The 19021-nt window shown below is 74.0% G+C and carries 14 protein-coding genes; 6 read left to right on the top strand and 8 right to left on the bottom strand.

Translation table 11 applies throughout. The features are described from left to right. Positions 1 to 63 precede the first annotated feature (63 nt). Entirely contained in the window at positions 64 to 852 is a 789-nt protein-coding gene (locus NBZ85_RS00910; protein WP_261556471.1) for an SAM-dependent methyltransferase, read from the top strand. Positions 853 to 856: 4 nt separating this feature from the next. On the opposite strand, the gene NBZ85_RS00905 is transcribed toward NBZ85_RS00910, so the two are convergent. The 3 genes from NBZ85_RS00905 to NBZ85_RS00895 form a co-directional block, all read right to left on the bottom strand. After that, positions 857 to 2689, bottom strand: a complete 1833-nt coding sequence (locus tag NBZ85_RS00905) for a glycoside hydrolase family 3 protein (RefSeq protein WP_261561363.1) — start codon at positions 2687 to 2689, stop codon at positions 857 to 859. Positions 2690 to 2700: 11 nt separating this feature from the next. After that, positions 2701 to 3459: an SDR family NAD(P)-dependent oxidoreductase gene (locus tag NBZ85_RS00900; RefSeq protein WP_261556469.1), complete on the bottom strand. Its 759-nt coding sequence runs from the start codon at positions 3457 to 3459 to the stop codon at positions 2701 to 2703. 93 nt (positions 3460 to 3552) lie between these two features. Further along, the gene (locus tag NBZ85_RS00895; protein ID WP_261556468.1) at positions 3553 to 4380 is read right to left on the bottom strand and encodes an enoyl-CoA hydratase-related protein; all 828 of its coding nucleotides are present in this window, start codon (positions 4378 to 4380) and stop codon (positions 3553 to 3555) included. Between the two features lie 311 nt (positions 4381 to 4691). On the opposite strand from NBZ85_RS00895, the gene NBZ85_RS00890 reads away from it, so the two are divergent. Next, a complete protein-coding gene (locus NBZ85_RS00890; RefSeq protein ID WP_261561362.1) occupies positions 4692 to 6323 on the top strand; it encodes a DMT family transporter in 1632 nt (543 codons plus the stop codon). Positions 6324 to 6399: 76 nt separating this feature from the next. Continuing rightward, the gene (locus NBZ85_RS33925) at positions 6400 to 6567 is read left to right on the top strand and encodes a hypothetical protein (RefSeq protein ID WP_261556485.1); all 168 of its coding nucleotides are present in this window, start codon (positions 6400 to 6402) and stop codon (positions 6565 to 6567) included. Here the strand turns inward: NBZ85_RS33925 and NBZ85_RS33650 are convergent. Next, positions 6536 to 6826, bottom strand: coding sequence for a metallophosphoesterase family protein (locus NBZ85_RS33650; RefSeq protein ID WP_261556466.1), 291 nt, complete (start codon positions 6824 to 6826; stop codon positions 6536 to 6538). The two genes, NBZ85_RS33925 and NBZ85_RS33650, sit on opposite strands and share 32 nt — an antisense overlap. Before the next feature lie 44 nt (positions 6827 to 6870). On the opposite strand from NBZ85_RS33650, the gene NBZ85_RS00875 reads away from it, so the two are divergent. Next, a complete protein-coding gene (locus NBZ85_RS00875) occupies positions 6871 to 8214 on the top strand; it encodes an MFS transporter (protein WP_261561361.1) in 1344 nt (447 codons plus the stop codon). Positions 8215 to 8226: 12 nt separating this feature from the next. Here NBZ85_RS00875 and NBZ85_RS00870 read toward each other — a convergent pair whose 3' ends face one another. Then, positions 8227 to 12657 (bottom strand): LysM peptidoglycan-binding domain-containing protein, encoded by a 4431-nt coding sequence (locus NBZ85_RS00870; protein ID WP_261561360.1) that lies wholly within the window; start codon positions 12655 to 12657, stop codon positions 8227 to 8229. Positions 12658 to 13355: 698 nt separating this feature from the next. Here NBZ85_RS00870 and NBZ85_RS00865 point away from each other — a divergent pair. Both NBZ85_RS00865 and NBZ85_RS00860 read left to right on the top strand, forming a co-directional pair. Further along, positions 13356 to 13481, top strand: a complete 126-nt coding sequence (locus NBZ85_RS00865; RefSeq protein ID WP_261558333.1) for a hypothetical protein — start codon at positions 13356 to 13358, stop codon at positions 13479 to 13481. Between the two features lie 205 nt (positions 13482 to 13686). Beyond that, positions 13687 to 14313, top strand: coding sequence for a hypothetical protein (locus tag NBZ85_RS00860; protein ID WP_261558340.1), 627 nt, complete (start codon positions 13687 to 13689; stop codon positions 14311 to 14313). A gap of 21 nt (positions 14314 to 14334) precedes the next feature. Here the strand turns inward: NBZ85_RS00860 and NBZ85_RS00855 are convergent, their stop codons facing one another. From NBZ85_RS00855 to NBZ85_RS00845, 3 genes are all read right to left on the bottom strand, one after another. Next, a complete protein-coding gene (locus NBZ85_RS00855) occupies positions 14335 to 14652 on the bottom strand; it encodes a hypothetical protein (RefSeq protein ID WP_261558342.1) in 318 nt (105 codons plus the stop codon). A 42-nt stretch (positions 14653 to 14694) separates the two neighbouring features. Beyond that, positions 14695 to 14964, bottom strand: a complete 270-nt coding sequence (locus NBZ85_RS00850) for a pyrophosphorylase (protein ID WP_261558343.1) — start codon at positions 14962 to 14964, stop codon at positions 14695 to 14697. Further along, positions 14961 to 19021, bottom strand: a 4061-nt coding sequence (locus NBZ85_RS00845; RefSeq protein WP_261561358.1) for an FtsK/SpoIIIE domain-containing protein, incomplete at its 5' end; no start/stop codon positions are given. The genes NBZ85_RS00850 and NBZ85_RS00845, both read right to left, overlap by 4 nt.

Raw genomic sequence — 19021 nt, 5'->3', positions numbered from 1 at the left:
TCGTAGCGGCACGGGGGGTTGTTCGCGCCGGTATGGGCCGACATGTGACAGTGAGGGGTAGTCGTGGACCTGCGGGTGGACCTGCCTCACCCGGCTCGGATGTACGACTACTACCTGGGCGGGAAGGACAACTTCCCCGCCGATCGGAAGGCCGCCGAGCAGGCTCGGGCCGTCGCGCCGAACGCGAGCACCGCCGCCCGGGCCAACCGGGCGTTCATGGCCCGGGCGGTGCGCTACCTGGCCGGCGAGGTCGGCATCGACCAGTTCCTCGACATCGGCACGGGGATCCCGACCAGCCCGAACCTGCACGAGATCGCCCAGGAGGCCGTCGAGGGCGCCCGGGTCGTCTATGTGGACAACGACCCGATCGTGCTCACCCACGCCCGGGCGCTGCTCACCGGCACCCCGACGGGGCGGACCGCCTACCTCGACGCCGACGTGCGGGACGTCAGGCGGATCCTGGCCGCCCCGGAGGTCGTGGACACCCTCGACCTGGCCCGGCCGGTGGCGCTGTCGCTGCTCGCGGTGGGCCACTTCCTGCCCGACTCCGACGACCCGGGTGGCATCGTCCGCCGGCTCGTCGACGCCCTGCCCGCCGGCAGCCACCTTGTCCTGTCTCATCTCACCCCCGACCACGACCCGTCGATCGAGGCCGGCGCCAGGGCCTACCGTGCGCAGGGGATTGCGCTGCGGCCTCGGACGCGCGCCGAGGTCGAGGCGCTGTTCGGCGGGCTGGAGCTGATCGACCCGGGGCTCGTGTCGGTGCACCGCTGGCGGCCCGACGCCGCCGTGCCGGCCGACCTGACCGACGCGCAGGTCAGCGCCTACGGCGCCATCGGCCGCAAGCCGTAACTCCTCAGCAGGGGCGCAGGGCGGTCAGGCCGGAGCCGCGGGAGAGGGGACGGCCCGCGGGGGCGGTCGTGGCGACCGGGAGACGGCCGAGCGGTGGGGCGGCGCCGGTGAGCACGGCGGCCAGGGCCGTGAGAGAGGCCGGGTCGGTGGAGTAGGTGGCCAGCCACGCGGCGGCGCCGGTCGGCGGGTGGTAGGGCGTGGCGGTGGAGACGACGACCGTGCCGGGTGCGGCGCGGGCGGGCGGGCCGGCGTTTCCCGCAAGGATGATCGTCACCGGAGTGGTCCCGGTGGCCGAGGCGGAGGTGCCGCCGGCGGCACTCGGTGGTGCGGCGACGATCCCCCGGGCGGCCAGCGCCGCGCGCAGGCGGTCGGCCGCCGTCGACGAGCCGGCGACCGTGACCGGGCTACCCGCGCGCAGGGGGAGGACCCCGCAGTCCTGGGCCAGGACAGTGACCGACCGGGAGGCGACGCGGGCGGCCACGGCGGGACCGTCGCCGGCCGGCGCCTGGGTGGCATGCGCGAGGCGCCATTTCAGGTGCAGGACGCGGCGCGCCGAATCGTCGATCCGGCTGGCCGGGACCCGGCCGGTGCGCATCGCCGTGAGCAGGCCGTCGCGGGCCTCGACGAGCCGGGGCGGCATCAGCAACAGGTCGTTGCCGGCGAGGACGGCGCGCACGGCGGCCTCGGCCGGCGAGTTCTGCTTGGTGATCGCCGCCATGTTCAGCGCGTCGGTGACGACGACGCCGTCGAAGCCGAGCTGGCGGCGCAGCAGCGAGGTCACCACCGCCGGGGACAGCGACGCCGGGGACGCGCCGTCCAACGCGGTGGCGAGCAGGTGCCCCACCATCACCATCGGCACGCCCGCGGCGATGGCGGCCCGAAACGGTGCCAGGTCGACGGCGTCGAGCCGTGCGCGGGAGGACGCGACGACCGGCAGGTCGAGGTGGCTGTCCACCGAGGTCGAGCCGTGCCCGGGGAAGTGCTTCGCGGCGGCGGCCACCCCGGCCGAGGCGAACCCGCCCACGGCGGCCGCGGTGAGGCGGGCGACCGCGGCCGGGTCGTCGCCGAACGACCGCTCGCCGATCACCGGGTTGGCGGGGTTGGTGTTGACGTCCGCGTCGGGGGCGAAGTCGACGTTGACGCCGAGCGCGCGCAGGTCCGCGCCGGTCACCCGGGCGGCGTCGCGGGCGTCCTCGACGCGGCCGCTCGCGCCCTGCGCCAGCTGGTCGGGCAGCAGGGTCACCCCGTCGCGGATCCGCATCACCGGCCCCTGCTCCTGGTCGACGGCGACGAGCAGGGGGATCGCGGCGGCGCCCTGCAGCCCGGCGGTGAGGCCGAGGACCTGGCCGGGGGCGACGATGTTGTCGGGTAACGCGCCGGGGCCCGTGCCGCCGGCGTCGAACAGGACGACACCGCCGAGCCCGAGGTCGCGCACCGCGGCGGCGGCCGTGTCGGTGCCCGCGACCGTCCGGTTGCCGGCGAGCGCGGTCGGGCCACGGTCGTCCGCCGACGTCCCGAACACGTATCCCATGAGCAGTTGGCCGATCCGCTGCTCGGGAGTCATCCGGGTGAGCGTCGACTCCACCCACGCCGTCTCCGCGTCACTGGCCGTCGCCGTCGGGGAGGGGCTCGACGCCGGGGAGGGCGCGGGCGACGAGGTCGGCCCGGCCGACCCGACGGCCGCGCCCAGCGCCTCCCTGGCCGGGGGCGTCGCGCTGCGGGCGCCGTCCCCGCCGGCGGTGTCCGGATCATGCCCGAGGCAGCCCGCGACCAGCAGGAGACAAGCCAGCAGAACGATGACGGCACGCGGCGGCCGGCGCCGCCGTCCGCTCAGCACAGATCGGCGGCTCAGGTGCTGGGCCGCAGGCCGCCGTCGACCTCGATGACGGTGCCGTTGACGAACGACGAACCCGGCGCGGCGAGGTCGCGGACCACGGTGGCTATCTCGGCGGGCTCCCCGCCGCGGCCCACCGAGATGCCCGCGACGATCCGCTCGTGCCACTCGGCCGGGATCGCCCCGGAGTACAGCTCGGTGTCCGGCACGTAGCCCGGGGCGACGGCGTTGACCGTCACCCCGTCGGGGCCGTAGTCGTTGGCGAGGCCGACGACGAGCCGGTTGAGCGCCGCCTTGGTGGCGGCGTAGCCGGGATCGCCGCCGGCACTGCGCGCCGACCTGGAGCTGATCATGATGATGCGCCCGCCCGGCCGCCGGATCGCGGGGCCGAGCGCCTGCGTGACCAGCAGGGCGCTGACGACGTTCTGCAGGTAGAGCGCCGTGTGCCTCGTCGCCAGGTCGTGCAGCGAGGTCACCGGCGCGGAGTGGGTGCCGCCCGCGTTGTTGACCAGCACATCCAGGGTGCCGAACTCGCCGGTGACGAACCCGGCGAGGCGTTCGACCTGGTCGGGGTCGGTGATGTCGGCGGCGAAGGGTAGGACCGGCGGGCCGCCGACCTCGGCGTTGATGTCCTTGGCCGCGGATTCCAACCGATCGGGGCGGCGCCCGACGATGACGACCCGGTCGCCGCGTTCGGCCAGCGCCCGCGCGATCGCCCGGCCGATCCCCGTCCCGCCGCCGGTCACCACGGCTGTCCCCGTTTGCTCACTCACCGTAAACGCCTCCTCGCGCCGGTTCGATGTTGCAATGCGTCGGCTTGTACCCAGACGTCCCTAGTCTGATCGATGCCCCACGCCGGGTCCCCGTCACCCCCCGCCGGGAATGCGCTCGCGGAACTTCGGGGCGCGCTTGTCCCGGCGGGCGGCGACGCCCTCGTCGAAGTCGAACGCGCGCAGGCCGGCGCGCATCACCGGCACGGTCGCCGCGTAGTGCTCGGCGAGCGGCGAGACGGCGGCGTCGTCGATCATGCTGCGGATCATCGCCAGCGAGTCCGGCGAACAGTTCAGAGCCAGGTCGCGGGCATAGTCCAAGGCGGCCGGCAGCACCTCGGCGGCGGGCAGGACCCGCTGGGCAAGCCCCAGCTCGCCCGACTCGGCGCCGAGGAAGACCCGGCCGGACAGCAGCAGGTCCGCGGCGGCGCCGGCACCGACCAGCCGGGACAGCAGCCAGGCCGACCCGTACTCCGAGTACAGGCCCAGCCGGGAGAACGGCAACGACAGCTTCGCGTCCGCGGCGACGAAACGGATGTCGGCCGCCAGGCTGACCGCGAACGCCAGCCCGGCCGCCGGCCCGTTGATCGCCGCGATCACCGGCAGGCGTAGCGAGCGGATCATCGCGGGGCCGTTCTCCGGCGCGACGATCAGCGAGTCCCGCTCGTCGACCGGGGTGTGCGCCAGCATGGCGAGGTCCGCGCCGGCGGAGAAGGCCCGTCCCGCGCCGGTGATCACTACGGCCCGGACCTGCCGGTCGGCGTCGGCCCGCCGCAGCAGCGCAAACAGCCGGTCACCCATCGCCACGGTCAGCGCGTTCAGCTTGTCCGGACGATCGAAGGTGATCGTCGCGACCTGGTCGGCCACGTCGTACCGGACCGGGGCGTCGTCATGCTCCGGGGTCGTCCGGGTGTCCACCGGCATCTTCCACCTCTGCCTCTGTCGCTCCGGTCACATCGGGGTGCCGTCCCTTCATACCGCCGGAGATGTTCGCGTGCGCGCCGCCCCGGCATGCCTGTGGAGCGGTTGCGGTCGGCGCCCGGTGTGAGATGTAGCGCCCGCGGCGCCCGAACGGGGACGGATGAACGACCAGCGACCGTTATCCGGCCACCGGCATGACACCCTGTGGGGACCGGCCGCTGAACGGGCCGGGCAACGCCGGGGGCCGGCGTCACGCGGCGACGGACGGACCGTCGCCAGCGGGCGCGACGGGAGCACGGCGGGATCGAGGAGGCGTGGCGACCTATCTGCTCGGCCTGGGAGCCGCCGTGTGCTTCGGGGTGGCCGCTGTCATCCAGCAGCGGGTGGCCTTCCGCGCGCCACCGGGCGACGTCCTGCGACTGCGGCTGCTGCTCTGGCTGGTGCGCCGACCGCTGTGGGACTTCGGCGTCGCCATCGGCGCCCTGGGCAGCCTGCTGGCCGGGGCCGCGCTGACCCACGGCGCCGTCGCGCTCGTCGAACCGTTGCAGATCTGCCAGCTGCTGTTCGCCCTGCCGCTCGCCGCGTTGCTCGCACGCAGAGTGGTGCCGCGGCGGGACTGGCTGGCCGCCGCGGCAACCGCCGCCGGGCTCGCCCTGTTCGTGTTCGCCGGCAAGCCGGAATCGGGCGATTCCGAGGCCGCGACCTCAGGTGGCTGGGTGCTGACGGGCATCCTCGTCGGGCTGGTCGTGTTCGGCGCGGTCTGGGGGACACGGCGGCTGGCGGCCGTGCGCCGCGCGCCGCTGCTGGCGGGCGCCGCGGGTCTGCTGTCCGCGCTGCAGGCCGCGCTCGTCAGTGCCGCCGGTCACCTGCTGACCGCTGACGGCGTCGACGCCATCGCCCGGTCCTGGCTCCCCTGGGCCGTCGCGGCCGTGGCGGTGATCAGCGCACTGCTCGCGCAGAGCGCCTACGAGATGGCCCCGCTGCCCGCGTCGCTGCCCGCGTCGGTCAGCGTCGAGCCGCTCGCCGGTGTCGCGATCGGCGTGGGGCTGCTCGGCGGCGAGCTGCGGCTGACTCCGCTCGCGCTCGCCGGCGAGCTGCTCGGCCTGATCGTGATGACGGTCGGCGTCCGGGCGCTGGCGCGTTCGCCGCTGATCACCGGGCAGCTCTCGCGGCTGGCGGCGCGCCAGGCCCAGGGCCGGCTGTCCCGGCTGGAGGAGCAGGTGCACCACGACCTGGAGCGGCTGCGTCACGACCTGCGGCGCAGCCGGCAGGCTGGGCCGAGCGGGCCGGCGGTTCGGCGCCTGCGCCGCCGCCTGCAGCGCGATCTGGACCGGATCGGCGAGGAACTCGCGTGCCTCGCCGACGAACGGGACCGCTTCGAGGAGCAACTGCGCCCGCCCCGGCCGGCGCGGGCAGTCGCCGCGGTCCTGGCCGCGCGCCCCGATTCCCACCGGCGGCGCCCGACGTCGCGCGCCGCCGGTGCTGCCGCTCCTGCCTCCGCTGCCGCTCCTGCCGCTGCCGCTTCTGCCTTCGCTGATCGTGCCGCCGCCGGGGTTGCCCGGGTCGGCACCGCCGCCATCCGGACGGAACTCGACGGCCGAACCGTGGCCGGGACCCACGCGCCGATGCCAGGGGCCGCCGGGTCGGCGGCCGGGTCGGGCGCTGGCCGCGCGGTCCGCCACGTCGGCCGCCCGACCGGATCGACGGCGGCCGCCATCGGGCCAGGTGCGTCCGCGTCCGGGCCAGGCGTTCCCAAGGCGAGATCAGGCGCGCACACGCCCGGAGCGGGGACTGCCCGGGACGTGCTCGGCAGCGACGTGGTGCCCGTGGAGGGTCTGATCGCGGCACGGCGCGAGCTGGACGCACGGGCCGAGGAGCTTCGGCGGCAGGCCGACCGGCTGCGCCGCCACACCCGCCGGATCCTCGCCGCCGACGGAGTGGCCTGAGCCTCGGCCGTCCGCATCCGCGTCCTCGTCCTCAGGAGGCGCGTCGCTACAAAGCGCCGGTAACGCGGTGGTGCAGGTGGCATTCGTCGACCAGGCCGGCCCTGATGGCATGGCCGGCGAGGGTGGGGCCGGCGAGGGTGGGGCCGCCGATGGAGACGTCGCCCTCGGCTGCGGCGACCAGCCGGCGGACCTCGTCCGCTCCCAGGCCGCCATCACCTCGTACAGGCGGCGTCCGTACAGGTAGGTGCCGATCGTCCGTTCCGGGTCGTTGACGAAGGCGTGCACCTGCTCGTCGGGCGCCGCCCAGTCGAACGTCCGTCGGCGTTGCCGTAGCAGCCGATCAGCCGCTCCGCTCGCGCCGCCAGTTTGTCGACGGCGTCCCGGCCGACCCAGTCGCCGGCGTGCAGCACCACGTCCGCTTCCTCGACCGGGGTCCACAGCTCGGCGGGCAACGCCCGCGCCCGCGTCGGAAGATGCGTATCGGACAGCAGGATCAGCCGCATCCGGCCAGTATGCGGTGCAGTGCCGCTGGGGATCGGGTGACGACATGGGGCGTGCGGCCGTGACCGGCGGGAACGGCCCGCTGCGGCGTCGGCGCCTCGCCCATGCGCGGACCGCGACCATGATTGCGCTGTTCGTCCTGGCTCTGGTGCTCGCGAGCTGGGCGCCGCGGGTGCCGCAGATCAAGGCCGACCTGCGCCTCGGCGACGGGCAGCTGGGGCTGGCCCTGCTCGGCGCACCGGTCGGTGCCGTCCTGACCCTGTGGCTCGCCGGCATCGCGGTGGCCCGTTTCGGCAGCGTCCCGGTGGTGCGCGCCACCCTCCCCGGCTACTGCGCCGTCGGATCGTTGTTTCCGTCCGTGGACGGTCAGTGGTCGCTGTTCGCCCTGCTCGCCCTGTGGGGCGTTACCAGCAGTGGCCTCGACATCGCCGCGAACGCCCAGGCCGTCGAGGTCGAACGCGGCTACGGTCGGCCGATCATGGCCACTGCGCACGCGGCCTGGACGGCCGGCGCGCTGACCGGCGCCGGGATCGGTACCGCCGCCGCGGCGCTGGCGGTACCCGTCGGCGCCCAGCTCGTTGCGCTCGGCGCGATTGGCCTGGTCATCGCCCTACCTGCCACCTGGTGGATGCTTGCGGATCCGGCGGCGCCGATGGCGGAGTCGGCCGGCGGGAAATCGAGCCCGGAACTCGCCGTCGGGCGGTCGGAGGCGGAGGCGACGGCGGCGACGGCGGCGGCTGAGCGGGTGCGCAGGCGGCGCGGCCGCCGGCTGTCGGGGCAGTTCGCGGCGCTGTGCGCCGTCGCGTTCGGGAGCTTCCTGTGTGAGGGGGTGGCCGCGGACTGGAGCGCCGTGTACCTCGCCGAGGTGACGGGGGCGGCTGCCGGGGTCGCCGGGGCGGGCTTCGTGGCGTTCACGGTGTGCATGCTCGCCGTGCGCCTGGTCGGCGATCGCGTGATGGTGCGGTACAGCCCGACGCGGACGGTGCGAGGCCTCACGGCGGTCGCGGGCGTGGGGTTCGCCGGCGCGCTCGCGGTCGGCGCCCTACCGTTCGGGTCCGCCGCCGGCGTGATCGGTTTCGGCGCCCTCGGTGTCGGCACCGCCTGCGTGGTGCCGGCCGTGTTCTCCACGGCGGGCGGGCTCGACGCGTCAACGGGAACCTCGATCGCCGTGGTCAGCACGGTCGGCTACGCCGGTTGGCTGACCGGACCGCCGGTCGTGGGTGGGCTCGCCGAACTCATCGGCCTCCACCGTGCCCTGACGGTCGTGCTTGTCCTGCTCGCGACGATCGCCGCCTTCGCGCCCGCGCTGCGCGCCCCTCGCCCGGATCACGCAGCGGGCGAACAATGCCCCGTCCGGCCGGCGGCCGGCGGCGGGCCGGCGTCCTCGTGATCCACCCCTGTCTCATTTCCGCGCCCGCCGAAACCCCGGCAGCAACGTCTGGACCAGCGCGTCCGTCTCGGCTTCAGCCCGGCCACCCCGCCGGGTCCCGCCGGCACCGATGGTCCGGTACATCTCCGTGGTCACCGCCTCGAGCGTGTGGCGATCGCCCCGGGCCGACACGGTGCGCAGCAGGTCACGCCACAACGCCTCGGATGCCGGCACCGCCCGCAACCCGGTGCGGCAGGCGGCCATGGCCGTCATCGTGTCTCCGAAGCCCAGCGTGAGCTCGGCGAGGCGGTGGGCCACATCGACGACACCGGCCCGGGTGCTCCGCGCGATGGGGCCGGTGGTCGCCCACCGGTACCGACCGGTGGGCAGGTTCGTCCACAGCGGGCCGCTGACCATCCGCAGGGCCGTTGTCAGATCCGCCTCGGTGTCGCCCCCGGGCATGCCGGCCCGATGGGTGTAGGCGACGAACAGCTCCCAGTCGCAGCGCACGTCCGGGCTCAGCCGCCACCGCCCCTGCGGGTCGAGGGACAGCCGGGGCCGCCCCTCGGCGTCGACTCCGAGCCAGTGGCGGGCCTCGCCCAGCGCGGCGTCGACGGCGTCGTCGCCGGCCGCGGCGTCCGGAAGCCAGATCTCCTCGGCGAGCAGCCGACGGTGCGCGCCCTCGCGGTGCAGGGCAAGGTACACGGCAATCTCGGTCAGGAGATCGAGGTCGTCCGTCGGTTGCCGGCCCGGTCCTTCAACGGTGGGCAGCCCCAGGACGCGGACCTGGGCTTCGCCCGTGGCCATCGGCTCGGCGGACCGCGGCTCGCGCACCGCCGCCGGCGTGGCTGTCACGGCCGGCGGTGGCGCTGCCGCTGTCGTTGGCGAGGGCAGAACTGGGCCGGCCGGCCAACCCCGGCCGCTCGGAATGGTTGTCTCCCCGTCGGAGTAGTTTCCCGACCCCTGGGTGCGTGCGGTCTGCGCGGGTTGTGGCCCGCCGGGTTCCGGTGCTGCTGGTTCCGGTGCTGCTGGTGCTGGCTCTGCTGGTGCTGGCTCTGCCGGTGCTGCGCCGGGGATCTCGTTGGGTGGCGGAATCGGCGGACGTGGTGGGAATGCTGGGCGCGGCGGAGTCGGCACCCGCTCGGGAGGCACCGGGAACGGCATGGGCGTCGGCTGCGAGGCCGGTATCGCGGCCGGAGAGGCATCCGCCATCTGCTCCGCTGTGCCCGCTGGTGTCCGGGCCTGACGGTTGTCCCGCATGCGCGGGGTCTCGAAGTAGAGCACCGCAGGCACGTGGGGAATGTCAGTTGGCCGGATGAGCGGACTGCTCGGATGGGACAGCAGCGTGGAGCCGGTGTCGTCCGGGTCGGTCTCACCGAGTGCTGCCAGGCGCGGCGTGGGAGTCGGGGCAGATGCCGGTGTCGTCCGGGGCGCTGGCTCGGCGCCAGGAGGCACGGAGATCGGGGACGCTGTCGGTCCGGGTGGCGCTGTCGGTCCGGGTGGCGCCGGACCACTCGGGGAGGCGAGCGGGGCGGGCGGCGGTCCGAGCGGAGCCCGGCGGCCGTTCGCCGGCGGCCGGGTGGAATCCTCGTCTGCCGCGGGGGGACCGGAGGCCCGCGGGCCGGGCGCGGGTGGGATCGCCGAGAGCTGCGGCGTCCATGGCAGAACGCCGGGAACGGAGTCGGGCCGGGCCGGCGGTCGGGTGATCTCGTCGCCCGGCATGGGGTGCTCCATTGCGGGGTGCGCCGTCGCGGGCACCGTCCCGCCGGGGGCCGCCTGCGACGCCCCGCCGACGCGCGCGGGTCCCGTCGCCGCCGGCGGTGGCTGGGGCGGCGGCGACAGCGGGGCGACGACGAGTGGGGGAGACGCCGGACCCGGTTGCGGCGGCGTGTTGTCATCGGCCGGCCCGGCGGGAGCCGGATAGGCTGCGGCGTCTGCCTCGCGGAACAGGGCCGCGATCGCCTGGTACTCCGGTCCCGTGATGGACTGGGCCCATACCTCGACGCCCAGCACGCCCAGCGACATCCGACGGTCCGGCCCGACCGTGAACCGCCACCGGGCGGCCGGGGAGTCGCCGACGGCGAGGACGCCGACGGCGTGCCGGCGTCCCCGCGCCATTCTCGTCAGCCGAGCGATGTCGGCCTCGTGCGGCGGCGCCGCGAGGACGAGCAGGTCGGGGGCCAGCGCGCCAGGGTTGCCGGCTATCCGCTGACCCGCTTCGAGTGGAAAGTCGTCAGCGGTTCCGCCGTCGAAGTCCGCATCTTCGTCGTCGGGCCCGGACAGCTCGTCGAGGGCCTCCGCAACGCTGACCGCGGTCCACAGCCGTTGCGGGGCGATCGTCAGCAGCTCGTCGAGGTCGTCGTCGGCGAAGCCGATCAGACAGACTCGCAGGTCGTCCGACCAGACATTGGTCGCTAGCTCGAGGGCGACGGCGATCACGATCTGCGTCGCGATCGCGCGGTCACCGAGGAGGCCGATCACACCGGGGGCGCCCTCGAGGTCGACGAGAATGCGCGAGCCGGCGTCGTCATGTCCGAAGCTGACCAGCGCCGGGAACGGAGCGGGCACCGCGGGGCTTGGCGGGATCGCGGCGTCACCGCCCGCCCCCGCCTGCAGCGCGGGCGTGCGCTCGATCCACCAGGATCCGGGAACCTCCCCGACCGTCCAGGGCGGCGGTGGCGGCTCGTCCTGTGCCGGCGCCATGTGCAGGATCAGCGCCTCCTCGGTGAGGATGGCGGCGTAGACCGCGGGAAGCAGCCGACCCTGACCGGTGAGTGAGGCAGAAAGTACTCGCAGTGACCGGTCGATGAATCGGGCTGCCTCGGTATCCGCGGCGAGCAGCAGCGCTCGTTCCGCAGCGTCCTGTGGTGGTTGCGCCGGACCGCTGCGGCGCCCGGCCAGCGCCACCATCACTCCGGCCGCGAGCAGGCCGGCAGCCGCGACTCCCAGGAAATCCGGTGGCGGCGCGAGGGAGGCGGCCACCAGCTGCCCCGCCGCCGGTTCCGGCGCGTCTGGCACGGCCGGAAGGTGCGCTGCCTCGTACCGGTTCTCGATTTCACCGGACCCGGCGTCGAGGACGGCATCGGCGTCCGCGGCATCGCCGAAGTCGTCGTGATCGAAAAAATCGCCCAGATCATCATCGCCGTCGGAGTCAACCGAGGGTTGCGGGGGGCCGGCGGTGCCCTCGGGCATCTGCAGCACGCGCAGGCCGTCGCCCTGGGCGTCGGCGGGCAGGAGCAGGATCCACCCGGCGTGGATGAGGGATGGCTTTGACAACACCCGGCCATCCGGCTGGGTGCGGCCCTCGTTCAGATCGAAGATCTCCCGGTACCGCAACCCGTCACCGAGAAAGCGTTCGGCGATGCCCCAGAGGGTGTCGTGATGGCGTCCCTCCGCCGGGCGTACCTCGTACAGTTTCACTACTCGCTCGCTGGGGACGAGGCGGCCGTGCCGGTCCGCAGCCGGGCTGATCAGCTCCGGGCGGTCCGCGTGCCAGGGCGGCAACAGCTCGTCCTGGCCGAAGACGGGCTTCCGCGCAGGGGGGACCGGCGCGGCGAATCCCGCTGTCCACGCCCCGTCCGAGTCGTCGAAGTCATTCGAGCCGTCGAAGCCGTTCGAGTCGTCGAAGTCGCCTGAGCCGTCGAAGTCGCCTGAGCCGTCGAAGCCATCCAGGTCATCCAGGTCATCCGGGTCGTCGAAGCCGTCGCGCCGATCACCGCGATAGGGAGCGTCCTCATACCCGCCGTCGCCCGCAGGCACCTCAGGCGCCGAGCGACCGCCGCCGCGCGACGTGGCTCGATCGGCGGGCCTGGCGGGTCGGCCGGTGGACGAGACGGGTAGGGCGGCCCACCCACGGGGGGCCGGGACCGGTAGGTCCGTGTCGTCGGGTGTGACCCTGGTGCCGAGGCCAGTCCCGCGGTTCGTGGCCGCACGCGGAGGGTCGTCGCCATCCGCTACCCGAGGTGGCGTCAGTTCCGGGCGCGGAGCCGCCGCCGGCATGGCCCGCAGCGCCCCGGCCGCCCCGGGCCGCGTACCGCGGGCCGTCTCCTGCCCGTAGGTCACCGGAACCACGAGAGCTGTGGTGCCCGAGAGCAACAGTGTGGTGACGACGAGACGGCGGGCAAACGTCTGGGGGGCGCCGCCGAAGGGGATTCGCGGGGCGAGGCCGCTGCCGCGAACCTCCGCGCGCCACTCCGCAGCGAGACAGGCGATGAAGTGCGCCCACGCCGCCCAGAACAGCAGGGCCAGAATCGCCCGGGCGACTCCGCCCGCCCCACTGCCGCCTTGGATCGGCGGGCCGAGCACCAGCGCGAGGATCGCGGGGATGCCGAGAACGGCCACGGCGATCGCCGCGATCGCCCCGGCTGCCTGCAGCCGCTCCCGCGCGCGCTGCTCGGCCGGAACCGGCGGCACCGCCTGCCGGGTCGGCACGGCTGCGGGGCCGGCGGCCCGACCGCCGCCCACCGCTCCTGCGGCCGGGCCGCGCCGCCACTTCGCAGCTGGCTGCGGTGGGCCTGGCTGCAGCGGGGGTTCCGGTGCGGCCGGGGTTCCCGCCGGGGCGGGCGGATGCGAGGGCGACGGTGCCGAGGGGAACGGCGTGGTCGACATGGTTCGTCCCCGATCAGGCGCAGGGTCGGGCGGACGTGCGTGCCGGGCGAGGGGCGGCGTCGGTCCGCAGGGCACGTCGCGTGGCGCTCATGCTAGGTCCACTGCCGCGGGAATCCGGGGCGAAGTAAGAGTTCTCTGGCCTTCTTGTGACGATTAACCCGATCCCGGAGCCGGACGCCCGGATCGCTGAACGCGGACATGCTCGGAAGCAGTCGGTGGGGGATGCGGCGAGGCCGGAACCGCCAGTCGGCGTCGTCCGGAGCTCCCTTTGCGGGCAGCGCGCAGTGGGCATCCGGCCTCCTCACGCTGCTGCGCCGAGACGGCGACAGCGGGACGAACCAGGTGTAACCGTACCAGTGCGGTCGCGGAGCGGGAACGCGGGGATGACGGATACGGGATCTCTCACGCACGATGAGCATTCGGTACCCGATCCAAGGCTAATTGTCCGGATTCAACCTTGCACTGAGTAATCTCGTGCTTCGTGAGCCCGTGGTGTTGGTCGGCGCGCGCCGAGTACAGGAGAGCCCCAGCCGTCGACGCTGGGCGCGCCACGCGTGGCCCAGGTCGAGCGCCGGAGCCCGAACGTCATGGTGATCAACGCGCTGCACAGCGTGTTCGGCGCGGTGACCGCGACGTTCCGCTTCGTTCCTGACGGCCCCGGCTTTCGGGCGCCTGTCTGACGGGCGTCGACGGGACAGGTCGGTGGGGACGCGACCAGTTTCGGTTCCTCCTGGGTCGCCGGTTCGCGGGACCGGACCGCCCCGTCCGTGCGGGACTCGGCCTGGTGGCGTCTCGGCGTGGCCACCAGGCTGTGGCGCATCATCGCCTCCTCTATTAAGTTAGGCGAACCTAAGTATTGCTCGCGGTTCGATGTGGAGGCATGGGATGACGGACCAGCGGCGACGCGTCGACAGCGCACCGGTCACGGCGGGGCGTTCCCTGATCAGGGCCGCCCCGTACGGGAGCCTCGCGCTGTGGGGTGGTCCGGTCGCACACGGCCTGCGTTTCGCGACGGCGGTGACCGCGGATGTGCCATCGAACGCGCAGACCGGCCCCGTCGCGGTGCCCTGGCCGCCGCCCGTGGTGTCCTCGGCGCACCCGGTCTATGGATCGATGTCACCCGCGGAGGAGCCGTCGACCGAGGCGACGGCAAGCGGTTCGGCTGTTTCTCGGCTGCTGCTGCTCGCCCCGACACCGTTTGCCGCTGGCCTCGGCGACCAGGATGTCGCGACCCGGCTGAACCTGTGCGGGTCGGCACCCCGCTCTGGGCAGTGGGTCTCGGTCGCGTTCGGTGGATGGGTCGCCCCGCTTCCTGCGGATGCCTGGTCGGCGGCCGCCGCCCGTTTCGCGGAGCGGCATCCGACTGCCGATCTGTTCGATCTCGGCTCTGGCCGGTCGCTGCTGCAGATGGAGATTGCCGAGGCCGTCGTCCGGACCGCCCGGGCCTGCCTCCTGCTTGGCGCCGAGGCGGCGGTCGGTCTGCTGAGGGGTGCGGCTGGGTCTCGTCACTGACACAGCAGGGCACAGCACCGGTCAACCGGCGCTTTGGATCTCGCTCTGGATGTCGGCGAGCCGGATGCGTAGCTGGTCGAGCTGGGCATGCAGCTCGGTGAGGGTGCGCTCGTAGCCGGGCCAGACGGTGGTGCGGAACTCGGTCGCGCCGCGCCCATCCCAGTTCTCCGGGTCGGTGAGGGTTCTCGCGGTGGACCGCAGCTCGTCGAAGCGGGAGAGCAGCGGACCGTTGACGATCGAGGCGAGGTCCGAGACCGCGGCTATGGCCTGCGGGGTGCTGCGAACGGTGATGTCGGACGGTGAGGTCACGGTGTCCTCCAGGATGATTTCGGCCGGCATGGGAACAGGCGGTCGAGGGCGACGTGGGTGAAGCGACGACGATCAGCTTCCTGCTGCGGCGGTCCGCCTGTTGATCTCGGTGATGCCCTGGGCCAGTTCGGTGAGATCGGCGTGCAGGTTCGTGAGCGCATGCTGCACCTCCGGCCAGACCTGCCCGCGGAAGACCTGCGCCTTCGGGCCCTCCCAGTTGTGCGGGTCGGCGAGGGTGTTGCCGTGGTCGATGAGGTTCCCGGCCGTCGTCTGCAGACTGGGCAGCAACTGGCTCATTCGGGCGGCGGCCTGCATCGCCGCCGGGGTCGTGACAGTTCTCATGCGATTCCCTTCGTGGTGGATCGGGGACGGAGCGGGCCGGGGAGGGCGGCCGGCGGGCAGGTGACCTGGACGGGGAGCAGGACTCCACGCTGGATGAGCAGGCCTCGGCCCGCTGGGACGGGTCCGGGGTCGGCCCGAGGGAGCCGGAGACCGAGAAGCTCTCCGTCGACGGGCCGTCTCGGGGCGAGCAGCAGGCCGTGTCCCGCACGGCGGACGTCGACGACGAAGCCGCGGTACTGAAGCACCAGCTCCTCCGTCGAACCTGCGAGGACGAGGGCGCCCCCGGCGTCGCGGGCCTGCTGCCAGAAGCTCGCCAGCTCGGTGGCCGCCGGCTCGCCGATCAGCTCGGCGTCGTCGACGAGGACGACCGGCGGGCGTTCCCCCGGGATGACGACCCAGGGTGGGACCGCTTCGGCGGTGGGACGGGCCGTTCCACGGGGCGGGAACGGCAGGGCCGCGCCGACCATGTCGCCGGACCCGACCATGTCGCCGGACCCGGCGACGTGGTCAAGACCGGCGTCCACCACGGCCAGCACGCGCGGATGGCCCGCGAGCGCGCGCAGGGGCGAGGGGCGCGGTGTCACCGCGACGACATCGGCACCGCCGGCCAGCAGCGACAGTGCGATGGTGAGCAGCGTCGAGCTGCGCCCCGAGCGCGGCGGCCCGCCCACGACGAAGCCGGGCTCCGCACCGAGGTCGATGTCGACCACGTCCAGTTCGTCTCCGCCGAGTCCGAGGACGGCTCGTAGCCGGGGTATGGGTGGGAGACGGGACGAGGCGGCCTGGCGGACCTGCACGGCGGCGGCCATCCGGGCGGGGGTGACGCAGTCCGGCAGCGCCTCGACGCGGAAGGGGCGGTCATCGGCCCCGACCGATCCCACCGCGGCAGCGGCCTGGACCTGTGCGCCCACGGTTCGTAACGCCGCCACCTGAGCGCGGCCGGTCGGTTCCGCATCGAGCAGGGCGACCTGGACTTCGACGGGGGTCGGGAAGCGACCTCCGATCACGACCCCCCGCCCGGGGGGCAGCCGCTCGGGCATGTTCGCGGCCGAGATGCCGGCCAGGGCGTAGTCGCCGGAATCGGCCATCCTCAGGATCAGCCGCTCGTCGATGAGGGAGGCCAACCGGCCGGTCAGCCCGCGCCGATCCGTGGACAGGATCACCCTCAGCCCAGCCGCCGGACCCTCTCGTAACAGCCGAAGGAGGCTGTCGACGAGTTCCCCACTGTCGGAGTCCTCGGACGCGGCGAGCAGACCCTCGAAGCCGTCGAGGAGGAGCACCAGGTAAGGCGGGCGGACAGCGGGGTCGCCTCTGGTGACGGCGCGCGCCTCCCGCAGATCCGCCACCCCGTCCGCGGTGAGGCGCCGATGCCGCTGCTCGACGGCGACGGTCAGGCGGGCGAGCATCCGCCCGACCCGCTCGGGATCGTCCCGGCCGACGAGCGCGCCGGTGTGCGGCAGGCTGGTCAGGGCGGCCAGTGCGCCGCCGCCGTAGTCCAGCCCGTAGAGGTGGACGTCTCGGGGGGACAGCGCGCCGGCGATCGCCCCCGCCGCGGTCCGCAGGGCCGTGGAACGACCGGACCGTGGCGCGCCGACGACCATCAGATGGCCGCCGCCCTCCAGGTCCAACGTGAGGGACTGTTGCAACTGGCGATCACAACGGTCGGACAGGCCGATGGCGACCGGGGCGAGCACCGCGCGGGTGCGGCCGGGTCCGGAACGGCGCCGCCCGGGCGGACCCGCGTGGCGTGCATGCCGCTCGTCGGAACCGGCGGCTGCCGGCAGCGAGGAGAGAGGAATCCGCTCCGGTAGCGGCGGAAGCCAGGGACTGGGAAGGGTAGGAAGCCTCAGGACGGTCGCGGCTTCGCGGACCGCCCGCACCAGAACGGTCAGCTCGGTATCGCTGGCCGCGCAGTCCCGAGACGCGACGCTAGGCCGCTGCCCCGGCCCCGGCCCCGGTGCACCGGGCTTGGGCCACGCCAACAGGGTCACGCGCGCAGTGGCCGCGCCGGTGGTCTCGTCGCCTTCCGGCCGAACCGGACTGCCCACCCAGGCGGTCTGCACGGTGGTGAGCCGGTCGGGCCCGGTGCGTACGACTGCCCTGCCGGGGGTCGTGGGCACGATCGCGGCGGCGTCCGAACAGCCGACGACGTCCTCGCTTTCGGCCCCGTCGGTCACCCGCAGGGCGATGCGCAGATTCGTGTTCGCCCGGATCTCCGGGGAGACGACGCCGCTTGGACGCTGGGTGGCCAGGAGCAGGTGGATGCCGAGGGAGCGCCCGCGCTGGGCGAGGCTGACCAGCCCGGTGACGAAGTCGGGCAGCTCCCGGGCCAGGGTGGCGAACTCGTCGACGACGAGAACCAACCGCGGCGGGATCGCCAGCTCGCCGGGACCGGCACCCGGCGCCGCGCGGCGTAGAGCGTCGAGATCCTTGGCGCCGAACCGGGCGAGGAGCGCCTCGCGGCGGTGTAGCTCGGCGGACAGCGAGGTCAGGGCTCTGCGGACCAGATGCGGGTCGAGATCCGTGACGAGACCCACGGTGTGCGGCAGCGCGGCGCATTCGGCGAACGCGCTACCACCCTTGTAGTCGACGAGCACGAACACCAGCTCGTCGGGCCGGTAGGTCACGGCATGCGCGGCGATGATCGTCTGAAGTAGTTCCGATTTGCCCGATCCGGTCGTACCTGCGATCAGTCCGTGTGGGCCGTCGCGGGAGAGGTCGAGAGTGAACGTCCCGCCGCCGGCGACTCCGACCGGAACGGGGCGGCTTCCCGGCGGGGCCCCGGTGGCCGGTGCGGACGACCATCTCCGCAGGATCGTCGACGCGGCCGGTCGGCCCCCGCCGATGATGTCCGACAGCCGCACGGCCATGGGGAGCGCGGCGTCGTCGTCGGCCGCGACGCGAAGCGGCGCGAGTGCCCGAGCCACCGACTCGTGCCAACGGGCCGCCCCGGGCGGTGCGTGACCGCCGTCCCCGGCCGGACCGATGAGGTCGGCATGAACATTCCTGATCATCCCTGCCCGGTCCTGGCGCACCGTGAGATGCCCGCCGTCGGGTTCCACCACAGCCCGGCACTCGACCGGAAGATCATGGGCGTCGGCCTCCAGACAGAGCACGTGAATGCCCACCGGCGGGCCGGCGCGTAGCACCTGGATCATTCCGGTGACCGACCGCAGCGAGCGTGCGCCGTCCAGCACGAGCAGGACGTCGGGGCCGGCGGGGCGGCGGTCGGGCGGCAAACCCGCGCGGCGTTGCATCAGCGAGCGGAGTTCGGCGACGCACGCGACCCGGTCTGCCTCGTTCGTCGCGAACCGCACCGCTGCGTCCTCGGCGGCGGGACGACAGTGCGGCAGCCAGCGAATCCAGCGCCACCCGGCGGCACGGTCGGCCTCGGCCGTCATCACGCGGATCGTCAGTTCCTCGGGGCTGTGCAGAACGGCGGCCTGCGCGACGAGCCAACAGCCGAGTTCCTGGGACCGGGCGCCCGGCGCCGCGACCCCGACGACGCCGTTCTCGCTCAGGGAGACCACGGCGGGCAGATCGGCGCGCATCGGGTCGGCCGGGTGATCGGGGGTGTCGGTGATCCGGACGGTGCTTGGCTGGTGCGCGATGCCAAGGCGAAGCCGCAGGTAGTCGGCGTCGCCCCGGCGTCGCACCCACAGCCCGGAATCTCGTTGCCAGGCCGTGGCGAACAGGCTCGCCGGGTCGGGCTGCTCGGCGTGGCGCTCGGCGCACTCCACTTCGAGCGCCGCCTGCGCCGCGTGTTCCACCTCGTCGCGCAGTCGGCGATGGCGCGCGGTGGCCTCGCGGAACTCGCGGCGGTCCCGCCGGCGCCCGCTCACCACGGACAGGATCAGGTTCAACGGTCCGAGGACGGCGAACAGCAGGACATAGAGCGTGTGCAGCACCGCGGCCATCGCCACAGCGGCGAGCAGGGGAAGGAACGTGGCCAGCACGGGGACAGGCGCTCGGCGGGGCTCTTCCGGCGCCGCGGGCAGTGCGAAGGTGGACGCCCGCTGGGGTGGGCGTAGCCGTGGCGGGCGGTTGACGTCGAGCC

It is taken from the genome of Frankia tisae (genome assembly GCF_025403405.1).
In the GTDB taxonomy this organism is placed as follows: domain Bacteria; phylum Actinomycetota; class Actinomycetes; order Frankiales; family Frankiaceae; genus Frankia; species Frankia tisai.
Note: the sequence above shows the minus strand (reverse complement) of the source record. Positions and strands in the feature narration are given on the sequence as shown.